The organism is Conexibacter sp. DBS9H8 (assembly GCF_023330685.1).
In the GTDB taxonomy this organism is placed as follows: Bacteria; Actinomycetota; Thermoleophilia; order Solirubrobacterales; family Solirubrobacteraceae; genus Palsa-465.
Genome location: NZ_CP097128.1, coordinates 1 through 19,351, shown reverse-complemented (window position 1 = coordinate 19,351; position 19,351 = coordinate 1). Strand labels below are relative to the sequence as shown.

The following is a 19,351-nucleotide window of genomic DNA, read 5'->3' as shown; positions in this document are numbered from 1 at the left end:
CTCAACCCGTTCGCTTCGCCCCCCTCGCCGTCGGCTTGCCCTTCGCCGTCGGCTTGGTCTTCGGGGCGGGTGTGGTTGAGGTGGTCGTCGCCGGGGCGGGGGGCGCGGCCGTCGGCGTGAAGGCGCTGTAGAAGTAGTGCCCGAAGGTCGCCCCCGCCTTGGTCGCGTACCCGATCGGCTTGAGGCCGAACAGGGCGTCGAGGGACGCGAGAACGTTGAAGGTGTTGAAGGTGTCAACGATGTCCTCCGACGCCGGGGTCACCCACTTGGAGATGACGAGCAGACCGACCTGACCGCCCCCGCCGGTGAGGGGGTTCCCGTACTGGTCGGTCGTCGGGGCGGGGGGGCAGGCGGTGGTACCGGTCGTCGTCCCGGTTGCGGTGGTCGTCGTCGTGCCAGGGCCGGTCCCGGTCCCGGTCCCGGTCCCGGTCCCGGTCCCGGAGGATGCCCCGGTTTCGGTGGCGGAGGCGGTTCCGGACGCCGTCGTGGCACTCCCGAGCGTCCCGGTCGTCAGCGTGGGGGTGGTGGTCGTCTCGCCGGCGGGGCAGGTGGACGGGGTCGTGCCGGTTCCCGGGCTCGCACCACTCGTCGTGCTGGTGACGCCGGTCGTGGTACCCGCCGTCGCCGTGCCGGTGTCGGTCAGCGTCCCCGTCGTCGCACCGGTCCCCGTCGCACCGGTCCCCGTCGCACCGGTCGTCGTCGCACCGGTCGTCGTCGCACCGGTCGTCGTGCCAGGCCCGCCGGCTGTCGTCGTACCCGTCCCGGTCGTCGCTGCCGGCCCCGCGCCCGTTGTCACTCCGGTCCCGGTCCCGGAGGACGGCGTCCCGGTACCGGTCGTCGGCGCACCCGACCCGGAGTCGGTCAGGTTGAGATAGGTCGGCGTGTTGCAGCAGGACGCCTGGCTCGCGAACGTGGCGGTCGGACCGCTCTGGGCGGCCATCGCGAAGCTGATCAGGACCATCCCGTGCCCGTCCGCGTAGGCGGGCGAGTGGGTGATCTCAGCGACGACCGTGCGGAGGAATCCGTTGGCCCGGGCGGCTGGGTCGCTGCCCGCGGGGACACCCGGACAGGCGGTTCCCGGCCCGGTGTCTGAGCCGTCATCGCAGGGGTCGGCGTAGATGAGGGAGAGGTTCGGAGTGTCCTTGGCCTGTGCGAGGTCGCCGCGGAGTCGGTTGAGGCCGACATCGGCGCTCGCGCACGTGCTCGTCCCGGTGATCGAGGCGAAGTAGAGGGCCGGGTTGCGCCAGGTCACGTACAGGTCGCTGCCCCGGGCGATCTGGTTGGGGCTCGCCTGCCCGAGTGCGGGATGGCGGCAGCTGACCGCGGTCACGGTGGTGTGACGGGTACGGCGGAGCGCGGGGGCTTGCTGGCGGCGCCACGGTGCGCTGAGGCGGGGGAGGCGCCCGGCGGTGGCCGTGTGGCGGTCGGCGGCGTTGACGTTCGCCCCGGCGCCCATCCCCTGTACGTACGCCCGCCAGGTCATATGCGCGCTGGTGAGCTGGGTGAGGATCGTGTCCGCGCCGGCCGGGAAGACGCAGCCGTCACCGATCACCTGTCCGTTGATCGCCAGGCTGCCGGGCATGATCGGGCTGTAGGTCGGGCAGTCGCTGAGCAGCGCGTTCGTCGGTCCCTGTCCGCTGAGCAGCGCCACCTCATTGGCGAGGTCGCTCGTGGCCGCCGCGTAGTAGGTCGGCAGGACCTCTCCCGCGCGCAGCAGTGTCCGGTGCAGGTAGGCGTCGGGGGAGGTGGGAGCGAAGGTCTGGGCGTACCCCTGATCGCCAAGGGTGATCACCCAGACATGGCGGATCGGGGGCAGCGTGGGGTTCGCGGCCCCAGGCGGTGCACCGCCCCGGCTTCCTGCCGCGGTCCCGCCGCCACCACCGGCGCCGGCGGCCGTCCCGCTCCCGCCTCCCGCGGCGCTGCCCGAACCCGCCCCCCCGGCCGGCGCCGCGGCACTGACCCCGCCCGGGGCTGGCCCCGACGTCGGGCCTGACCCGCCCGCGGCCGGTGTTGTGAGCGCGAGCGGTGTGCCAGCGTGCCCGCCGCCAAGGAAGAGCACGAGCGGGGAGGAGGCGAGGCTGAAGTTCCCTGACCCCACGACGACGGCGAAGGCGAGCACGCCGAGGACGGCGATCGCGGCAGCCCGGGGTGAGGGCAGCTCCCACGCCGGCAGCCCAATCGGGACGCCGAAGGGGCGCAGAACCGTGCGGGCCGGCGCTGTCGCCGGGACCGGGGCGGGGGCGAGAATCTCCTCGGGATGACTCCAACGCCGCCCGGCGGCGAGTGCCGCGAGCGCCGCGGCGATGAAGCGCGGGAGCGGGCGTGTCCGGGTTCCGCAGGCCACGCAGTAGCGCTGGTCGACCCCGAGTCGGGACGCACAGGTCGGGCAGGCGAGCGGCCGGCGCCGCCCGGCCGGGCTGTCGGGTGAGGAGATCATCAAGCGGGGGAGACCATCAGACACTTCCCCTGCGTGTGGGGCGCGAGTCCGGGGACGCCTTGGGGAGCCGGTCCATTATTGCGGTGTCGGAGGGCGCCCACGAGGGTAGTTACACCATGTTTACAAGTGTCCGACCGGTCGGCCCTACGCTCGGTGCCGGACATGACGGTGACCGGACACGAACCCCCGGGGCCCGGCGGCGCGGACGCGGGTTCCTTCGATCCCCTGATCGCGAGCGCGGTCAGTGACCGCTGCGGTAACTGCGGTGCGGAGCTCGCTCCCGATCAGCGTTATTGCGTCGAGTGCGGAAACCGGCGCGGACGTGCCCGATTCAGCCTTCCCACCGGCCAACCGGCCGGCCCGGCGGCGCCCGTGGCGGGCGCCGGTCCGATCCCACTCGCCGGTGTCAGAACCGTCTCTTCGAGCGCGGCGCTACTCGGTACCGTCGCCCTGCTCCTGCTCGCGATGGGGGTGGGCGTCCTGATCGGAACGAGCGGCCAGGGATCGACTGCCCCCAAGGTCATCGTGAACGGCGGCGGCGGGTCCGTCGGCTCCAGTGCGGGCACCGCAGCGACGAGCGGTTCGGCCGGCACGAGCGCGAGCGCGAGTCCGGGCGGCGCGAGTACGAAGAAGGGGTCCAGGGCGGCGGCCGCGCCGGTGGCAAAACCGGGCAAGATCTCGGCCACGTCGGTCCTGCACCCGGCCGCGGTGAACCCGACGACTCTGCACACGACCGCGCAGCGCAAGAAGGCGCTCACGACGACGCTGAAGAAGACGGTGCCGCTCAGTAACGGCAAGAAGCTCGCACCCGAGACCCAGAAGCTCGGTGGTTCCTGTAGCGCGGGCACCGTCGGTTGTGTCAACGGCAAGTACACCGGCCAGTTCTTCTAGGCCGCCTGACGACGTCACCGCAAACTCAGCCTCGCGTACGCTGCCGCCCCGGCGCCTCACACGATCTCCTCTCCTCTCCTCTCCTCACCCTCCCACCCAACCGACAGCCCTCACCCATGGCCACCAAACTCCCCCTTCCCCGCCGCTTCCGCGAGCCGGCGCCCTCCGTCCCGGCCGTCGTTGCGGACGAGCCGACGATCGACCTGCAACGCCGCCGTGACCAACTCCAGGCGAAGGTTGCCGAGCTGCAGTGGGACCTCGGCGGTATGGTCTATGAGATGGCCGTGCGGGACCGGATCCGGGTCGATGTGATCGTCAGGCACGCCGCCGTCCTCCAGGACGCGGACGCCGAGCTCAGCGAGATCGACCGGATCCTCGCGCTCGAGCAGACCGGTACCGCCGGTGCCTGTGGCAGCTGCGGGGCTCCTCACTCCAGCGGTGCGGCCTTCTGCTGGCAGTGCGGCAGCCAGATCCTCCACCAGGTCGACACGACGGCGATCTTCGGCGCCTGAGTTCGCCCGCCGTCGGTGCGGCGGGCGATGTGCGCGCCGGACGCCCGGTCAGCCGAACTGGCCGGTGATGTAGTCGCGGGTGCGGCTGTCAGCCGGGTGGCTGAACAGCGTCTTGGTGTCGGCGTACTCGATCAGGGCGCCGGTACGGTTCTCATCGAGGCTGAAGAAGGCGGTCCGGTCCGCGACGCGCATCGCCTGCTGCATGTTGTGGGTGACGATCACGATCGTGTAGCGCAGCTTGAGCTCGTGGATGAGGTCCTCGATGGAGGCGGTGGCGATCGGGTCAAGCGCGGAGGCCGGCTCGTCAAGCAGGACGACGTCAGGCTCCACCGCGATCGCCCGGGCGATACACAATCGCTGCTGCTGGCCCCCGGACAGGCCGAGGGCGCTCTGCTTGAGCCGGTCCTTGACCTCGTCCCACAGGGCGGCTCCGCGCAGCGCCCGTTCGACCCGCTCGTCGAGGCCGTCCTTCATCCCGAGGTTCCGGGGTGCCCAGGCGACGTTGTCGTAGATCGACTTGGGGAACGGGTTCGGTTTCTGGAAGACCATCCCGATTCGGCGCCGCACCTCGACCCGGTTCGCAGTCGGGCCGTAGAGGTCGTGGCCGTGATAGCGCAACTCCCCCCCGACCGAGAAACCGGGGATCGAATCGTTCATCCGGTTGAGACAGCGCAGGAACGTCGACTTGCCACACCCCGAGGGCCCGATCAGGGCGGTGGCGAGGTTCCGCTCGATCGTCATCGTCACGTCCTCAAGGGCGCGCTTGGCGCCGTAGTCGACCCACACGCCACGCGCGTCGAAGACGATCTGGCGGGTGATCGCGGGGGCCGCCGGCTCGGGGGTCGGTCGGCGGGTCGGTCCGGGGCTGAGGCGGATCCGGGCCGGCGCTGAGCGGTCAGGTTCAGCGATCAGCGTGTCGTCAAACTCGTCCGTGGTTGTCTCGCTCACGCTCACAGCCCCCGTTTCCTTTCACCCCGGCGCAGCCCGATCCGGGCCACGATGTTGACCAGCAGGATCGTCATCATCAAGAGGAACGCCGCCCCCCAGGCCATCTGCACCGAAACGGGGTAACCGGTCTCGATGAGAGTGTAGATCTCCAGTGGGAGGTTCGGCAGGGCGTGCAGAGGGTTGAGCTGCACGTTGTTTCCGTACAGCGCGCTCGTGAACAGCAGCGGGGCGGTCTCCCCTGCACCCCGGGCGACGGCGAGGATCGCCGCGGTGGTGATCCCGCTGGCCGCCCCCGGCAGGATCACCGTCAGCACCGTGCGCCAGTGCGAGACCCCGAGCGCGGCGGCGGCGTCACGCCAGGTGGCGGGGACCCGGCGCAGGGACTCGAGCGTCGCGCGCGCCACGAGTGGAGTCATCACCATCGACAGCGCGATCGCCGCAGCGATCCCGGACTCGCCGAAGTGGGCGACGACGATCCCGTAGACGAATACGCCCGCAACGATCGTCGGCAGGCCGGCGAGGACGTCGAGGGTCGCGGCGACCGGGGCGGCGACCCGCGGGGAGGCGAACTCGGTGAGGAAGAGCGCGGTGAGGATGCCGAGGGTGACGGAGATGATCCCGGCGATCAGCGCGAGCTCGGCGGTTCCGAGCAGGGCCGGCCCGATACCGCCGGCCTGCCCGGTCGCAGCGGGCAGGTTCCCGGTGAGGAAGCTCCAGCTGAGGGCCCCGATGCCGTGGACGACGGTGAAGCCGATGAGGATCAGGAGGATGACCACCGCGAGGGCGGCGGCGATCACCGCCCCGCCCTGGGCGGCCCGGGAGATGAGCAGCCGGCGGGCGAGATTGCCGCTCGGGCGGAGCGAGAACTCGGGGTCGGGTGTGACGGTGCTCACGTCAGCTTTGCCCCGCGGGAGATGATGCGCCGGGAGACGATGCTCGTGAGGACCCCGACGATGAGGAGGATGAGCGCGAGGTAGTAGAGGGCCGACTCCGTCAGCGAGTTCTGCGGGGACTCAAACTGGTTGGCGATCGCCGAGGCGAGCGTCGTGCCGGGGAAGAACAGATTCGCGTGGATCAGGCTTGCGTTGCCGACGACCTGCGTGACGGCGATCGCCTCCCCCATCGCACGGGCGAACCCGAGCACGCAGGCGCCGGTGATTCCGGAGACCGTCGTCGGCAGCACGACGCCGCGGATCATCTCCCAGCGGGTCGCCCCCAGCGCCTCCGCCCCGTCGCGGAGCTCCTGGGGGACGGTCCGGAAGATGTCCCGACTGAGCGCTGAGATGATCGGCAGGACCATGATCGTCAATACGAGGCTGGCCGTGAACAGCGACGCGCCGTTCTGGGCGGGCGCACCGAACAGGCCCGTCCAGCCCAGCACGCCGTGAAAGAGCGGCTCGAGCGTGTGGGCGCTGAAGGGGGAGATGACGATGATCCCGATCAGGCCGAGGACGACGGTCGGGATCGCCGCGAGCATCTCCACGAGCGGACCGATCACGTTGGCGACCGGCCGGGGCGCGAGCAGGGCAAGGAAGATCCCGATCGACACCCCGAGGATCGTCGCGAACACGAGGCTCACAAGGCTCGTCACGAGCGACCCGTACAGGTAGGAGAGCCCGCCCAGTTTGTTCAGGTTCGGTATCCACGCGGCATGGAAGGCGAACAGCGGGCCGAAGCGCCCGATCGCCTCTGAGGCGCCGCGGATGACCTGGAAGCCGACGGAGCCCATCGTGATCACGATCACGGCGGCGCCGATCCAGGCGAGGACGGTGAGTGTCCGGCTCGCGCGCAGGTCGGTCAGGCGCAGACGCGCGCGACGGGCCCGCTCCTGCGCGGGGCCCGACAGCGGCGGGGCTGGACTGAGGGCAGACATCCGGCGCATGAGGCTAGAAGGCGGCGAGGTTCGGGCGCCGGGTGAGGCCCCCCGGTTACAACCTTTACAAAAGCCAGACACAAGTCCGCAACAAATGGCGGGGGGTTGGCGAGCACTCTTGTCAGCGGGCGTGGACTCACTCGGACACGCTGTGCCCACTCTCTCTCACCTGGGCACCCCCCATTCACGTCTGAAAGGACCTTCGTTGCATCTCAAGCGGACACTTCTGTCCACGGTGGCGGTGCTCGGCGGCAGCGTCGTCTTCGCCGCCGGCGCCCAGGCCTCCACCACGATCACGGAGGCGGGCTCGACGCTCGTCTACCCGCTCGCGGTCGACTGGAGCAACAACTTCGGCGTCGACACCGGCGACACGGTTCAGACCGCTGCGGTCGGGTCGGGCGCGGGCATCACCGCCGTGTGCGGCGGCACCGTCAACATCGGCGCCTCAGACGCGCCGCTCGCCTACCCGGGCGTCAAGCAGTGCGGGAGCGGAACTGCCTCGACCCTTGCGCAGTACGTCGAGGTGCCCTGGGCGCTGTCGGCCACCGGTCTGCTCTACAACATTCCGGGTGTCGGCACCGGCCTGCATCTCACCCCGGTCCAGCTCGCCGAGATCTTCACCGGCAAGATCACCAACTGGGATCAGCTTCAGAGCTCCGAGGTCGCCAAGGTCCCCGTCTACCGCTACGTGAGCCGGATCCGCAAGGTCCACGGCAAGAAGCGGCGCGTCCGCGTCCGGATTCGCAAGGGGTTCAAGACCAAGATGCTCTTCCACATGCCGAACCTGGCGATCACCCCCGTCTACCGTTCTGACGGATCCGGCGACTCCTACGCGTTCACGAACTTCCTCACCCGTGGGGGCGGCTCGGCCTGGAGCTTCGGTCCGAGCACGAGCTTCCCGACGAGCGCCGACGCGTCTGCGGTCGGCGGTAACGGGAACTCGGGTGTGGCGAGCGCCGTCATCGCCACCAAGGGGGCGATCGGGTACGTGTCGGTCTACTACCTCATCTCCACCCTCAACGACAACCAGGGCCTCGGGGTCGCGGCGGTCAGGAACGCGGCCGGCAACTACGAGCTTCCCAACGACGCGAACATCTCTGACTGCGCGAGCTCGATCAGCGCGCCGCCGGCCCAGAACAACGGGTCGAACTCCCAGCCGTTCGGAATGGTCATCCAGTACCCCTCCAGCCGGTACAAGACCGCCTACCCGGTCTCGACCTACACCTACGCGATCGTCTCCAAGTCGCTCGCCAACCCGGCCGCAACCAAGGCGTTCCTCACCTACGCGGTGTCGGGCACCTACGCCGGTGAGCCCGGCGGCCTCAACGTCGGGACCCCGATCGGCTTCGTGCCGCTCACCCCGCAGATCCAGAAGTACGACCTCGGCGTGATCAACCAGATCAACTAGCCGGTCGGTCGAGCCTCACGGCGGCTGCACGGGGCCGGTCACCCGGGTGGTGACCGGCCCCGCCGTCGCATATGGCGTACACGGGGGCCGGGATTGGCAGGCGATTGTTCGGCCCGTCACTCACGCCCGCTCGCGGTCGGCAGATTCCACGACGGATGAGCGCGATCACCGCCGTGGGGCCGCCCCTTCCGGCCACGTCCGGGCAGCGCTCAGCGCCCGTGCCCGGCGCGGGTGCGGCGTCACCGGAGGTGCTCGCGGCCCCTCTCGCCGCGACGACGGCCGCCTATGAGGCGGTTCGGACCTCGCTCGACGGGCTGAGCGGGGAGCTTGCTGAGGCGACCGGTCGTGTGTACGCCACCTCGCACGAGCTCGCCGGGCCGGCGGCGGACGCGGTTGGGGAGATCGTCACCGTGATGACCGACGCCGCCGGGCCGGGTCACGGTCGCGTCAAAGAGGCCCCCCGGGGCGGTCGCGCGCGTCCACGAGGGAGCGCAGGTGAGCCACGAGCCCGCGGCCCCGGCAGCCTGGGCCGCCGAGATTTCCAAGCGGGCGCGCGGTGCCGCTGAGGACGGGACGTTGACGCTCGGAGAGACTGATGCGGCGATCCATGAACGCGTGGCGGCGTCCACGTCCACGTCCGCCGCCTCCGCGATCGGTCGCCTCGGGCGCAACGCCCAGGACATCGGGAGCATCCTCGAGACGGTCAGCGCGATCGCTGCCCAGACCAATCTGCTCGCCCTCGACGCGGGGATCGAAGCAGGCGTGACGGCGAGCAGGAACGTGGCCTCGGGGTCGATGTCGCCGAAGAAGTGTGCGTTCCCATGGGCTCGGCGGTCTCGTCGATGCGGTGATCGCCTCCGGCTGGCGAGGGCGCTGCCGTCGCTCTTGCTGCGCCGGTCCGGGCAACGGTCTCCGCGTCAGGAGATCACCACGCCACGAGCGGGGCCGCCCCACCGACGATCCGGTCAAAGCGCCACCCGCGCAGCTGCTCGCGGCTCGCCACGAGCCCGACGATCACCGCGCCGGTGCGGGCCTCGATCGCCGCGAGCAGGGCGTTCACGCGCTCGCGGAGCACGCGACCACGCGGAGAGTCGTCGGTCTGCCAGTCCGCCGTGGAATCCTCCTCCTCGACGAGTAACGTCACGCGGTCGGCGTGGCCACGCACGATCTCCACGAGCAACTCCTCGACGGTGTGGGTGCAGTCGACGATGGCGAGCAGATCACTCATGGCCGGGAGTCTTCTCTCCGGGTCTAAAGAATGTGTGAGCGCCGGGCAGGAAATCACGACATTGACCCGCGGCGTTCACAGCCGGGATACTGGTGCGGCGATGCCCGAGGCTCCGGAGGTCGAGATCACCGCCCGGCTGATCGGGGAGGTCATCACCGGGGCGCGGGTCAACGCGGTCGCCGTCCCCGGGATCAACGCGCTCAAGAGCTTTGACCCGCCGCCCGCCGCGCTCGTCGGCGCAACCCTCGGCCCGCTGCGGCGCCGAGGCAAGCTGTTTCTCCTCGACGCCGGCGACGATCTCACCGCCGTCATCCACCTGATGTCCGCCGGGCGGCTGCAGTTACACGATCGGCCCGCCGCCCCACGGGACAGGACCTCCCGGGTGCTGATCGGGCTCGAGGACGGCCGTCAGCTGCGGCTACGGGAGTTCGGGACCCGCCAGCGGGCCTGGATCAAGCTCCTGCCCCGGGACGCGCTCGCCGGCGATGAGACGCTCGCGAGCCTCGGGCCGGAGGCATGGCCGGACCCGCCGGCGACCGCCGAGCTCCAGGCGCGTCTCAAGGAGCCGCGTCCGCTCCATGCGCTCCTGCGCGATCAGCACGTCCTTGCCGGGATCGGCCGCTCCTGGGTCGATGAGATCCTCTGGAGCGCCGGCCTGTCCCCGTTCAAGCGGGGCAGCGATCTCGACCCCGAGACCGTCGCCCGGTTGCGCGAGGCGATCACGGACCGCCTCGGCGGCGCGGTCGCCCACTACGCCGCGATCCTCGCTCTCCCGCTGCCCGAGAAGCTCGGAATGCCGCTGGAGGTCCACCGTCGCCACGGGGAACCCTGCCCGCGCTGTGGCACGGTGATCGAGGCCGTCCATTACGAGGAGTATGTGATGTGTTACTGCCCGCGCTGCCAGACCGATGGCCGGGTGCTCAAGGATCGTCGGCTCTCCCGCCTGTTGAAGTGACCGGGGGTGCGCCGGCCGCTGACGGCCGACGCACCCACGGCCTGACCCCGTGCGACGACCGTCCGCAAAGGGGGCGGCTCCTCTCGAGGATGGCGTCATACATCCGACTCGAAGTCCGCAGAGGCGACGCTCGTGGGGCCGCCAGGCGAGCCTCGCTACGGCTGCGTCCAGACATCGAGCCGTTCCGGTTGTCGGTCCGCGTCGGCCTATCCTGAGAGCCGGATGGCGACCTCCCCGGAACAGGACACGACCGAGGTTCTGGCGCACAGTCGCCCGGCGCATGGGCCGGTTCCCCCCGATCAAGACCCGACCGAGGTCCCCCCTCGCGGGCGTCAGCCGCGCCGGCCGTTGGCCGAACGGCGCCAGCAGGTACTCGACGCAGCGCTTGACCTGATCGTCGACGGCGGCTTCGCCGAGGCGACGATGGAGGCGATCGCCCGTCACGCCGGGCTGGCCAAGCCTGTCGTCTACAAGGCCTACCGACGTCTCGATCCCCTGCTGGCGGCACTGATCGAGCGGGAGAACCGACGCGCCCTCGCGCCGCTGCTCGCTCCCCTGGAGAATGAAGCGGCGCTGACCGGGGACCCCCAGGCGCTGTTGAGTGCCTGGCTCGAGCGGATGATCGACGCGATCCTCACTGACCAGCGGCTGTGGCGCCTCGTGCTGCTTCCGCCCGAGGGTGCACCGCCGGCGCTCCGAGCCGCCGTCCGTGACGGTCGTGAGCAGGCTCGCCGGCGCCTCGTCGAGCTGATCACACCGCTCACCCGCAGCGAGCCGCGCCTCGTCGGTATCGAGCCCTACTGGCTCGCGCACGCGATGCTCGCCGTCTGCGAGCACTTCGCCCGTCAGCTGCTCGACGACCCGACCGAGTTCACGCCCGAACGGATCCATCGCTTCGCCCGGCTGATGCTCGGTGCCGTGCTCGGGTAGGCCATCGGGCGGCGCTCACGCCGGGTCGCACCGGCGCGCCGGGGCAGCGGTGCCTCAACCGGCGCGGTGCCGGCGGGTCCAGAGATGGCCCCCGGCGAGCAGGCCGATCATCACCGCCGCGGCGATCCAGACGAGCGGGTTGGAAAGAGAGAGGCTCCGCGCCTGGGAGCCGAGGTAGGTGACCGCTGCGGTCTGGGGGAGGTACCCGACAGCGCTCGTCCACACGAGCCGCCACAGCGGTGCCCGCGTCGCCCCGGCCACGTAGCCGAGCAGGCTGAAGGGAACGACCGGGATCAGCCGCGCGCTCAGCATCAGCGTGCAGCCGCCGACGGCCACCGTCTGCTCGAGGCGGACAAAGCGCGGGCCGAGCAGGGTCCGCAGCAGCGGTCCGCCGAGGCTTACCCCGATCCCATAGGAGAGGGCCGCGCAGCCGGTCCAGCCGCAGAGGCCGAGCAGAAGACCGGGCAGGAACCCGTAGACGTAGCCTGCCGTCGTGTTGAGCAGCTCGGTCGGGTAGGGCAGCACGGCATGGCCGAGCATCAGCCCGAGCAGCAGCTCGATCCCGCCGGAGCCGAGGTGGCGGATGAAACGCCGCAGACCGCCGAGGTTGCCGTCGGCGATGAGCCCGAGCGCGTGTTGGGTGGCGGGGATCGCCAGCGCGAGGGCGAACGCGAGCCCGAGCAAGAGGACGGTCACGGCGCCGGCGATCAGGCGGCCGCGCCGTTGCGCCGTTGCCTCCGCGTCCGCCCGCGGCCCCCGGTACACCTCCGGTCCCGTCGGCCCGTCCCCGCCCGGGACTGCCGCTCGGGCGCCGCCATCGGATTCGCGCGCGTCGACGGACATCGCCCGAGCCTGGCAGCCCGACCGCACCCGGTTGTGAACCCTCGGTGACCCCGGCCGCTCGTGCCCGGCGATTTCACGACTGTCCGCGGGTCGTGACGTCCCCAGCGAGGTCACTTATTCGTCATATCGACGAACAAGTGACCTCGGTGCCGTCTGGACGTGGTCGGCGCGGGCCGGGACGGTACCGTGTCCGGCATGGCCCTCGAACCCGGAACTCCCGCCCCCGACTTCACCCTTCCCGACCAGGACGGCAACTCCGTGACGCTGTCGTCCCTGCGCGGCCAGAACGTCGTCGTCTACTTCTACCCCAAGGCCGACACCCCGGGCTGCACGACCCAGGCCTGCGGGGTGCGCGACCACGCCGCCGACTACGCCGCCCGTCACGCGACCGTGCTCGGGATCTCCCCGGACGCGCCGGCGAAGATCAAGAAGTTCGTCGACAAGCACGGGCTCGGGTTCACCCTGCTCGGGGACGAGGACCACGCTGTCGCCGAGGCCTATGACGTGTGGGTGGAGAAGTCGATGTACGGGAAGACCTACATGGGGATGGAGCGCACCTCCTACGTCGTCGGACCCGACGGCGTCATCAGCCACGTCTTCGCCAAGGTCAAGCCGGCTGAGCACGATGCGAAGGTGCTCGCCGCGCTTGCCGGCTAGCCGGCAAGCGGGATCGGACCGTCACGGCCGCCTGGTCCGCGCCGACCGTCACGGCCGCCTGGTCCGCGCCGGCCGCCCGGACCGTCCCGACCGCCCGGGCCGCGCCGACCGCCCGCGCGGCTCCGATCCCCGAGGCGCTTCCGAGCCGTGACTGAGGACGCCAGGACTACCCCGGCGACACGACGGAACATCGAGCTGAAGGCACGCGACGAGCAGCGCGACCACTCTCTCGCAGTGTGTCGCCGGATCGGCGCCGAGGACCACGGCGAGCTGTGGCAGCGCGACACCTACTTCACGGTCTCCCACGGCGGGTTGAAGCTGCGCGAGGAGATCCCGGGCCGACCGCACCTGATCCAGTTCGAACGGGCCGATGGACCCCAGGAGCGGGAGAGCCGCTACCGCATCGCCCCGGTCGCGGACGCCGAGACGCTCACCCACTCGCTCGGCGCCGCGCTCGGGATGCTCGGAACAGTGGAGAAGACCCGCCGGCTGTTCCTCTGGCAGTCGGTCCGCATCCACCTGGATGCGGTCGTCGGACTCGGTGACTTCATCGAACTGGAGGCGGTCGCCCCGGAGGTCTCTGACCTCACCCACGAGCGGCGACTCGTCGCCGAGCTGCGGGAGGCGTTCTCGATCACCGACGACCGGCTGTGTGCGACCGGGTACGCGAGTCAGCTCGGCATTGACACCCGTCGCGACGGGTGAGCGCTCCTGGGCTCGTCAGCCGAGGTGATCTCAGCGTGCGCCGGCGCCTGGCCGCGGTGATCTCGGTCCGCCGCCCGGCGCGAGCCTCAGCGGCCCGTCAGCTCGCTCACCCGCGCGCTCGCCGGCCCGAGGAAGGCGCGGGCCCAGACCCCGTAACCGCGGTCGTTGGGGTGAAAGAGGTCGCGGGCGTGGTGGGTGGCCAGGGCGGCGACCCCAAGTCGGTTCGTCGCTGCGAACAACGGTACGACGGCGAGATCACGGGCGTCGGCGAGCTCGTGCAGGATCGCATTGGCCGCCCGCACTCGCGCCTGGTAGGGGGCGACGTAGAAGCTCGGCAGCTCGGCGAGGAGGGCATGGCGGGGCAGGGCGTCACAGATCACGGCCAGCTCGGCGGTGAACCGGTCGGCGTCGAAGTCGATGATGTCGTTTGCCCCCGCCGCGAAGGTGACGAGCGCCCGGTCGGTGTCGAGGGCGGCCAGGCGCGGCAGCAGCGCGGAGATGACGTCTCCGAGGCGGGCGCCGCAGACGCTGAGGTTGACCACGCGCAGCCGGCCGGGCAGGCGCCGCTCGAGCTGGCCGACGTAGGAGCCTGCCGGATCTCGCGCCCCGAGACCCTGGGCGGTCGAGTCGCCGACGGCGACATACAGCGGGTCGCCGTCGCGCTCGGCCAGCGCGGTCCAGTAGCGGGCGTGGACGGGGATCCGCCCCTGCAGGCGGGCACTCCAATAACCGCTGCGGGCGATCCGCCAGGCGACGAGTCCGGCCGGGAGTCCGGTCGCGAGCGCGGCCGCCCGGGCGGCCGGAGGGGATTCACGCCTGGGGGGCACCGGGAAATCCGCGGCGCGGACCCGCCGGCGCGACGGCCGAGCCGGTAAGCCGGCCGTCGCTCGCAAACGCTAGGAGAGGCCCTCGCGGGCCTCGCGGACCAACGTCACGGCCTCCGGGAAGACGACGGCCATCACCGAGCGGATCTGCTCGGCCTGCTGCTCGGTGTTGCCCTGAATGTTGACGCGGTTGATCGCCGCGACCGTCAGGTCGACCGCCAACTTGATGGCGTTGTCCGCCCAGGCGAGACGCTGGGTGCTCTGCATCTCGTTGGCGAACTCGGCGAGCCGCCTCTGGATCTCCTCTGGGTCCCCGAAGGGAAAACCGAAACCTCCGCTGCCTTCCATACCCACAAGCCTACTCCCCCCGTCCACTCGGCTGTGCCGGCGACTCGTCGGTCAGGCGCGGCGAGCGATGACCGCGACGGTGCCGCCGGCGCCGGCGAGGCCGGCGAGCGCCTCGAGCAGGACCGCGCTCGGCAGCAACGGGAGTGCCGCGAGGGTGAGGATGAGGTCGGGCGACAGTGCCGGCGCGTTGTGCTTGAGGAGGTTGTAGAGGTAGCCGGGACGCTCGGTGGCGAGGGAGACGAGCGACTGCCACATGCCGTAGGGGTTGTGTTCGGCGAGCAGGTGGCGGGTGTCGCGGGGCACGAACCCGCAGGTGCGCAGGAGCTGTCTGAGCCCGGGGACGGTGAAGTGGGTCCGGTGTCGCGGCAGGTCGAGATGGAACCAGGCGCCCCCGCTGATCCGGGCCTGGAGGGAGCCGAGGTTCGGCACGCCGAGCACGAGGGTCCCGCCGGGGACGAGCCAGCGGCGCAACTCGCCGAGGGCGGCCTCGGGGTCCTCGAGGTGCTCGAGCACGTGCCAGAGGGTGACGACGTCCGCCGACCCGGTGACGATCGGTGCCTCGGCGATCGTCGCGTTGATCAGGCCGAGGGTGGGGTCGACGTCGCGCAGGGACGGCTCGATGCCGATCGCCTGATACCCGGCCAGGCGGGCGGCGGCGACGAACCGGCCGCGGCCGGCTCCGGCGTCGATCAGGCGGGCCGGGGGCGGCGGCAGCAGGGACAGACGCTGGCGGTCAAAGACCGAGAGCAGCGGGGCGGCGAGGTGCGCCCCGCGGGGGCGGGTCGGGCGGTAGGCCCCGGCGCTGTGGGCACTCCGGACGGGATCACCGAGACTGACGGCGGTCCGGCAGCGCTCACAGCGGGCGAGATCGACCCGGGCGGGTCCGAGGTCCGGTTCGGCCGACGGCCAGGTCCGCCACGGGGTGAGCCGGCCGCCGCAGGCCGGGCAGATGAGGACGTCGGGGCTCACCGGGCTTTGAGTCTAGGTCGGCCCCGGTGGGGCGGCGACCCCCGACTGCGGACCGGTTCAACCGGCGGTGACGCCGCGACCGCGGACCCGCCGGACCCCGGTGACTCCGCCCGAGCTCTAGCATGATCGGGAAATGACGGTTCTTCCCAGCCCCAGCGAGCAGGTCGCCTACGAACAGCGCCTGCGCCCGCGCTACGGCGCCATCGCCTTCCTCGCCGGCCTCTTCATCGTCGCCTCGCTGCTCGTGCAGGAGATCGGCTACCACAACAGCATCACGGAGGAGACCGTCCAGCTGTTGACGATCCACCGGCGCTTCCCGCTCGACATCGTCGGAGCGCTGCTCGACGCCGTCGGCCTGCTCGGGACCGGCTACGCGCTGTGGTGGCTCAACTCGATCAGCCTCGCCCGCGACGGGAAGCTGAGCCCGATGACACGCTGGCTCGTGATCATCGGCGCCCCGCTGATGTCGATCCTCGAGGTCCTGACGATCGTCCTCTACAGCATCGCCGCCAACCGGTTCGCCCACGGGCCCAACCACGGCTATCCGGCCGCCTACAAGCTCATCCACCCGATCAGCGTGACGCTCGGCGTGTCGAGTCTCCTCGAGGAGCTCGGGGCCCTGCTGCTCGCCGCCGGGTTCATCTGGAGCGCTCTCAACGCGATGAAGGTGGGCCTGCTCCCGCGTCCGCTCGGATACTTCGGGGTGATCGCCGGGGCGCTGATCATCTTTGCGATCGGGCCGATCAGCTTTGTCGTCCAGGGTGCCTGGCTCGTCTGTGCCGCCGTCGTCATCGCTGGCCGCTGGCCCAACGATCCGCCGGCATGGAGTGAGGGGATCGCGATCCCATGGCTGCCCGGGGGCAAGCCCAACTACGAGGCCGCCCGGGCGCTCGGGGTGACCGCCGTCGTCGACGGGGGCACCGTACAGCAGCAGACCGGGGACTACACCCCGCGGCGGAAGAAGAAGAAGAAGCGCTGATCACGGCTGGGCCGGGCACGCAGTCGCGCCCGGCCCACCTCGGCCGCTAACCCTCGTCGTCGGCCCGCTCGGCGGCGATCTTGTCCTGCAGAGCGGCCATCACCGTCGGGTCCCGCAACGTCGTCACGTCCCCGAGGGCGCGACCTTCGGCGATGTCGCGCAGCAGCCGGCGCATGATCTTCCCCGACCGGGTCTTGGGCAGATCGTCGGCCCAGATGATCCGCTTGGGGCGGGCGAACTTGCCGATCCGTTCGGCGACGGTGTTGCGGATCCCCTCGATCAGGGCCTCGGTCCCCTCCGTCGAGCCCTGCAGGGTGACGAACGCGCAGATCGCCTGGCCGGTGTCCTCGTCATGCTGGCCGATCACCGCCGCCTCCGACACCGACTCGTGGGCGACGATCGCGGACTCCACCTCAGCGGTGGAGAGCCGGTGGCCGCTCACGTTGACGACGTCGTCGATCCGCCCGATCACCCAGAAGTAGCCGTCCTTGTCGACGCGGGCGGCGTCTCCGACGAGGTAGGTGCGAGGCCCGTACTGCTTCCAGTAGGTCTCCACGAACCGGTCGTCGTCCCTGTACAGGGTGCGCAGCATCGACGGCCACGGCCGGTCGAGTACGAGCAGGCCCTGGCCGTTCTCGATCGGCTCCCCGGTGCGCTCGTCCACGACCTTCGCCGAGATTCCCGGGAACGGCTGGGTGGCCGAGCCGGGTTTGGTCTCGGTGATCCCCGGCAGCGGGGTGATCATCATCGCGCCCGTCTCGGTCTGCCACCACGTGTCGACGATCGGGCACCGCTCGGATCCGACGACCTTGTGATACCACAGCCACGCCTTCGGGTTGATCGGCTCGCCGACGGTGCCGAGCAGGCGCAGGGAGGAGAGGTCGTGGGCGAGGACGTGCTCGGCCCCCCACTTCATGCACGCGCGGATCGCCGTCGGGGCCGTGTAGAAGATCGTCGCCTTGTAATGGGCGGCGATCTCCCACCAGATGCCCTTGTGCGGGTAGTCGGGGGCGCCCTCGTACATGATCGACGTCGCGCCGTTGGCGAGCGGTCCGTAGATGATGTAGGAGTGGCCGGTGATCCAGCCGACGTCGGCCGAGCACCAGTACACGTCCGACTCGGGCTTGAGATCGAACACGTAGCGGTGGGTCGTGGCCGCGCCGGTGAGGTAGCCGCCCGTCGTGTGCAGGATGCCCTTGGGCTTGGCGGTCGAACCGGACGTGTAGAGGACGAACAGCGGGTCCTCCGCATCCATCGGCTCGGGTGGACACTCGGTGTCGGCGTCCACCACCAGGTCGTGGTACCAGATGTCGCGCCCGTCGCGCATCTCACATTCGGTGCCCTTGGAGCGCACGACGATGATGTGCTCGAGGCTCGCGAGGTCGCTCATCACGGCGTCCACGTTCGCCTTCACCGGCGCGACCCGGCCCTTGCGCGCGGCCCCGTCGACGGTGATCAACGCCCTGGCCTCAGAGAACTCCATCCGCTCCCGGACGGACTCGGCGGAGAACCCGCCGAAGACGACGTTGTGGACGGCGCCGATCCGCGCGCAGGCGAGCATCGCGACGGCCACCTCCGGGATCATCGGCAGGTAGATCCCGACGACGTCCCCCTTACCGATCCCGAGGCTCTTGAGGCCGTTGGCCATCCGCTGGGTGTCGCGCAGCAGGTCCTCGTAGGTGACGTCCCGGGTCTCCCCCTCCTCACCCCGCCAGTGGAAGGCGACCCGGGCGCCGTTCCCCGCCTCGACGTGACGGTCGAGGCAGTTGTCCGACACGTTGAGCTTGCCGCCGACGAACCACTTGTAGAAGGGCGGGTTGGTGTCATCGAGCACGGTCTGCCACGGCTCGAACCAGCGCAGGCTCGCGGCCTGGGTGGCCCACCACCCCTGCCAGTCGGCGTTGGCCTCCTCATAGACCTTGGGGTCGCTGAGGAGCGCGTGCTCACGGAACTCGGACGGGGGCGCAAACCGCTCCTGGGTCGACAGCTCTGCGAGCTGCGCTTCAAGATCCTGTTCGCTGATCGTGGCCATCTCAGGTCTCTCCTCTTCACTCGTGGCCTGGGGGTGGTCTTTTGGACCACCCCCAGGGTTGGTGCGCTCTCTGGCGCGCTCACTCTCGGGGGCGGGTGGCGGCGGCCGGTGGGGCCTTCCCGTCACCCGCTCCGATTGTCGCGCTTAGTTGTGGGGCGTGGGACGTCCCAGCGGGAGGACGTCGTGCTTGTAGACGACCGCCATGATCTCGCCGCAGGCGGTGTAGAGGGCCAGCGCCGCGGTGATGATCCCGAGGTAGCCGCCGATGTGGATCATGCTCGCCGAGCCGCCCGAGTTGCCGATCCCGAGGAACACGAAGGTGAGCGTCAGGAACAGGAACACCGCCTGTACGGCCCGTGCGTTGGCGAAGCTGCACAGGAACATCATTCCCGTAAAGATCGCCCACGCCCACAGGTACAGGCCGAGTCCGGCGTCCACTCCGGCCGCCCCGCCGCCGACCTTGCCGAGGTCGAAGGAGACGAGGACGAAGAAGCTGATCCAGAACGCCCCGTAGGAGCTGAAGGCGACCGCACCGAAGATGTTGCCGGCCCGGAACTCCCACATCCCGGCGAGCAGCTGGCAGAGGCCGCCGTAGGCGAGCGCCATCCCGAGCACGACCTCCACGTCGTGGCTGAAGCTGACGAGGTTCGCGTTCATCATCGACAGCATCAGGGTGGTGATGCCGAATCCGCTCAGACCGAGCGGAGCGGGGTTGGCGGGCAGCCACCCCTGGGTTGCGCCGCTTGCGCCGGTGGGGGCGACTGCCCCGGATCCGCGCTGTGGCTCACTGATCGTCGCCATCTCGAAAAACC

General features: G+C 70.6%; 20 protein-coding genes. 9 read left to right on the top strand and 11 right to left on the bottom strand.

Annotated elements, in window-relative coordinates; genetic code table 11:
• Position 1 precedes the first annotated feature (1 nt).
• The gene (locus M3M55_RS00100) at positions 2-2,437 is read right to left on the bottom strand and encodes a hypothetical protein (RefSeq protein ID WP_249010786.1); all 2,436 of its coding nucleotides are present in this window, start codon (positions 2,435-2,437) and stop codon (positions 2-4) included.
• Between the two features lie 162 nt (positions 2,438-2,599).
• Between M3M55_RS00100 and M3M55_RS00095 the strand changes: the two genes are divergently transcribed.
• Entirely contained in the window at positions 2,600-3,328 is a 729-nt protein-coding gene (locus tag M3M55_RS00095; RefSeq protein ID WP_249010785.1) for a zinc ribbon domain-containing protein, read from the top strand.
• A 116-nt stretch (positions 3,329-3,444) separates the two neighbouring features.
• A complete protein-coding gene (locus M3M55_RS00090) occupies positions 3,445-3,840 on the top strand; it encodes a zinc ribbon domain-containing protein (RefSeq protein ID WP_249010784.1) in 396 nt (131 codons plus the stop codon).
• A 48-nt stretch (positions 3,841-3,888) separates the two neighbouring features.
• Here the strand turns inward: M3M55_RS00090 and pstB are convergent, their stop codons facing one another.
• The 3 genes from pstB to pstC are packed head-to-tail and all read right to left on the bottom strand — an operon-like array spanning position 3,889 to position 6,661.
• On the bottom strand, positions 3,889-4,749 hold the full coding sequence (gene pstB / locus M3M55_RS00085; protein ID WP_371878783.1) for a phosphate ABC transporter ATP-binding protein PstB: 861 nt from the start codon (positions 4,747-4,749) through the stop codon (positions 3,889-3,891).
• Positions 4,750-4,790: 41 nt separating this feature from the next.
• Entirely contained in the window at positions 4,791-5,681 is an 891-nt protein-coding gene (gene pstA / locus M3M55_RS00080; protein WP_249010783.1) for a phosphate ABC transporter permease PstA, read from the bottom strand.
• Positions 5,678-6,661 carry a phosphate ABC transporter permease subunit PstC gene (pstC, locus tag M3M55_RS00075; protein ID WP_249010782.1) on the bottom strand — a complete coding sequence of 328 codons (984 nt, stop codon included), beginning with the start codon at positions 6,659-6,661 and terminating at the stop codon, positions 5,678-5,680. Before pstC ends, pstA begins: the two co-directional genes overlap by 4 nt.
• A gap of 235 nt (positions 6,662-6,896) precedes the next feature.
• On the opposite strand from pstC, the gene M3M55_RS00070 reads away from it, so the two are divergent.
• Together M3M55_RS00070 and M3M55_RS00065 are read left to right on the top strand one after the other, a co-directional pair.
• Complete coding sequence (locus M3M55_RS00070) at positions 6,897-8,069, top strand: substrate-binding domain-containing protein (RefSeq protein ID WP_249010781.1); 1,173 nt, start codon at positions 6,897-6,899, stop codon at positions 8,067-8,069.
• A gap of 155 nt (positions 8,070-8,224) precedes the next feature.
• Complete coding sequence (locus M3M55_RS00065) at positions 8,225-8,635, top strand: hypothetical protein (protein WP_249010780.1); 411 nt, start codon at positions 8,225-8,227, stop codon at positions 8,633-8,635.
• Between the two features lie 359 nt (positions 8,636-8,994).
• Here M3M55_RS00065 and M3M55_RS00060 read toward each other — a convergent pair whose 3' ends face one another.
• Positions 8,995-9,297, bottom strand: a complete 303-nt coding sequence (locus tag M3M55_RS00060; protein WP_249010779.1) for a hypothetical protein — start codon at positions 9,295-9,297, stop codon at positions 8,995-8,997.
• A 100-nt stretch (positions 9,298-9,397) separates the two neighbouring features.
• On the opposite strand from M3M55_RS00060, the gene M3M55_RS00055 reads away from it, so the two are divergent.
• Both M3M55_RS00055 and M3M55_RS00050 read left to right on the top strand, forming a co-directional pair.
• Positions 9,398-10,252 (top strand): DNA-formamidopyrimidine glycosylase family protein, encoded by an 855-nt coding sequence (locus tag M3M55_RS00055; protein WP_249010778.1) that lies wholly within the window; start codon positions 9,398-9,400, stop codon positions 10,250-10,252.
• Between the two features lie 222 nt (positions 10,253-10,474).
• Complete coding sequence (locus M3M55_RS00050; protein ID WP_249010777.1) at positions 10,475-11,182, top strand: TetR/AcrR family transcriptional regulator; 708 nt, start codon at positions 10,475-10,477, stop codon at positions 11,180-11,182.
• 54 nt (positions 11,183-11,236) lie between these two features.
• On the opposite strand, the gene M3M55_RS00045 is transcribed toward M3M55_RS00050, so the two are convergent.
• On the bottom strand, positions 11,237-12,025 hold the full coding sequence (locus tag M3M55_RS00045) for a TVP38/TMEM64 family protein (RefSeq protein ID WP_249010776.1): 789 nt from the start codon (positions 12,023-12,025) through the stop codon (positions 11,237-11,239).
• A gap of 195 nt (positions 12,026-12,220) precedes the next feature.
• On the opposite strand from M3M55_RS00045, the gene bcp reads away from it, so the two are divergent.
• The gene (bcp, locus tag M3M55_RS00040; protein ID WP_249010775.1) at positions 12,221-12,682 is read left to right on the top strand and encodes a thioredoxin-dependent thiol peroxidase; all 462 of its coding nucleotides are present in this window, start codon (positions 12,221-12,223) and stop codon (positions 12,680-12,682) included.
• 147 nt (positions 12,683-12,829) lie between these two features.
• Positions 12,830-13,387 (top strand): class IV adenylate cyclase, encoded by a 558-nt coding sequence (locus M3M55_RS00035; protein WP_249010774.1) that lies wholly within the window; start codon positions 12,830-12,832, stop codon positions 13,385-13,387.
• Between the two features lie 86 nt (positions 13,388-13,473).
• Here the strand turns inward: M3M55_RS00035 and M3M55_RS00030 are convergent, their stop codons facing one another.
• The 3 genes from M3M55_RS00030 to M3M55_RS00020 all read right to left on the bottom strand — a co-directional run bounded on the left by M3M55_RS00030 (position 13,474) and on the right by M3M55_RS00020 (position 15,528).
• Positions 13,474-14,214, bottom strand: coding sequence for an SGNH/GDSL hydrolase family protein (locus M3M55_RS00030; RefSeq protein WP_249010773.1), 741 nt, complete (start codon positions 14,212-14,214; stop codon positions 13,474-13,476).
• A 69-nt stretch (positions 14,215-14,283) separates the two neighbouring features.
• Positions 14,284-14,559 (bottom strand): hypothetical protein, encoded by a 276-nt coding sequence (locus tag M3M55_RS00025; RefSeq protein ID WP_249010772.1) that lies wholly within the window; start codon positions 14,557-14,559, stop codon positions 14,284-14,286.
• A gap of 51 nt (positions 14,560-14,610) precedes the next feature.
• The gene (locus M3M55_RS00020) at positions 14,611-15,528 is read right to left on the bottom strand and encodes a class I SAM-dependent methyltransferase (RefSeq protein ID WP_249010771.1); all 918 of its coding nucleotides are present in this window, start codon (positions 15,526-15,528) and stop codon (positions 14,611-14,613) included.
• A 133-nt stretch (positions 15,529-15,661) separates the two neighbouring features.
• Between M3M55_RS00020 and M3M55_RS00015 the strand changes: the two genes are divergently transcribed.
• Positions 15,662-16,507: a hypothetical protein gene (locus tag M3M55_RS00015; protein ID WP_249010770.1), complete on the top strand. Its 846-nt coding sequence runs from the start codon at positions 15,662-15,664 to the stop codon at positions 16,505-16,507.
• Between the two features lie 46 nt (positions 16,508-16,553).
• Here M3M55_RS00015 and acs read toward each other — a convergent pair whose 3' ends face one another.
• Complete coding sequence (gene acs / locus M3M55_RS00010; RefSeq protein WP_249010769.1) at positions 16,554-18,539, bottom strand: acetate--CoA ligase; 1,986 nt, start codon at positions 18,537-18,539, stop codon at positions 16,554-16,556.
• A 144-nt stretch (positions 18,540-18,683) separates the two neighbouring features.
• Positions 18,684-19,340 carry an acetate uptake transporter gene (locus M3M55_RS00005; RefSeq protein WP_249010768.1) on the bottom strand — a complete coding sequence of 219 codons (657 nt, stop codon included), beginning with the start codon at positions 19,338-19,340 and terminating at the stop codon, positions 18,684-18,686.
• Between the last annotated feature and the right edge of the window lie 11 nt (positions 19,341-19,351).